This window comes from Lentzea indica, assembly GCF_012184385.1.
Classification (GTDB): domain Bacteria; phylum Actinomycetota; class Actinomycetes; order Mycobacteriales; family Pseudonocardiaceae; genus Lentzea; species Lentzea indica.
This window is the reverse complement of sequence record NZ_VSRL01000559.1, coordinates 1-1168: the sequence shown is the minus strand read 5'-3', so window position 1 is coordinate 1168 and position 1168 is coordinate 1. Positions and strand designations below refer to the sequence as shown.

The following is a 1168-nucleotide window of genomic DNA, read 5'->3' as shown; positions in this document are numbered from 1 at the left end:
GGCCCTGCTCGCGACGTACGGCCAGGACCGCTCCGAACCGCTGCTGCTCGGCTCCATCAAGTCGAACATCGGCCACTCCCAGGCCGCCGCCGGTGTCGCTGGCGTGATCAAGATGGTGCACGCGATGCGCCACGGCCTGGTCCCCGCGACCCTGCACGTCGACGAGCCCTCCACCCACGTGGACTGGGAGGCCGGCGACATCACCCTCGTCACCTCTGCAACGTCCTGGCCCTCTGTCTCTCGTCCACGCCGAGCCGGCATCTCGTCCTTCGGCGTCTCAGGCACCAATGCCCACGTGATCCTTGAGGCTCCGGAATTGTCAGACCTGCCTGAGATGATTGGGATGGGGACCTCGGTCTCCCCTGGAGGGGGTCCAGACGGGATCGATACAGCGGGATCGATCCCGTCTGGTGGCGTGCCCTGGCTGGTGTCGGCGAAGTCGGCGATCTCGTTGGACGCGCAGGTCGAGCGCGTGCTGCAGCTGGACGGCGATCCCCGGGACATCGGGTACTCGCTCGCGTTGAAGACGCAGTTCGACCACCGGGCGGTGGTGCTCGGCGGGCAGGTGGTCGCCAAGGGCGTGGTGAGCGGGAAGCCGCTGGCGTTCGTCTTCTCCGGGCAAGGTTCGCAGCGGCTGGGCATGGGACGCGAGCTGTACGAGGCGTTCCCGGTGTTCGCACGTGCGTTGGACGAGGTGTTGGAGCACCTCGACGTTCGTGAGGTCATGTGGGGCGATGACGCCGAGGCGCTGAACCAGACCGGGAACACGCAGCCCGCGATCTTCGCGATCCAGGTCGCCCTCTACCGCTTGCTCGAGTCGTTCGGCGTGAAGCCCGCTCAGGTTGCCGGGCACTCCATCGGTGAGATCGCTGCCGCACACGTCGCCGGGGTCCTCAGCCTGGAGGACGCGGCGAAGCTGGTCCGAGCGCGAGCCAGCCTCATGCAGGCGTTGCCGGCCGGTGGCGCGATGGTGTCGGTCATCGCGTCCGAAGAAGAGGTGCGTGCGCACCTGACTGATGGCGTGTCCATCGCCGCTGTCAACGGTCCTCGGTCCGTGGTGATCGCTGGTGTTGAGGACGAGGTGTTGGCGGTTGCGGAGCGGTGGAAGAGCAAGCGGCTGAACGTCAGTCACGCGTTCCACTCGCCGTTGATGGAGCCGATGCTGGAT

At 67.1% G+C, this 1168-nt stretch carries 1 protein-coding gene; it reads left to right on the top strand.

Annotated features, from left to right (window positions below; all coding sequences use genetic code 11):
• Positions 1 to 1168, top strand: a 1168-nt coding sequence (locus tag FXN61_RS49570) for an acyltransferase domain-containing protein (RefSeq protein WP_167980655.1), incomplete at both ends; no start/stop codon positions are given.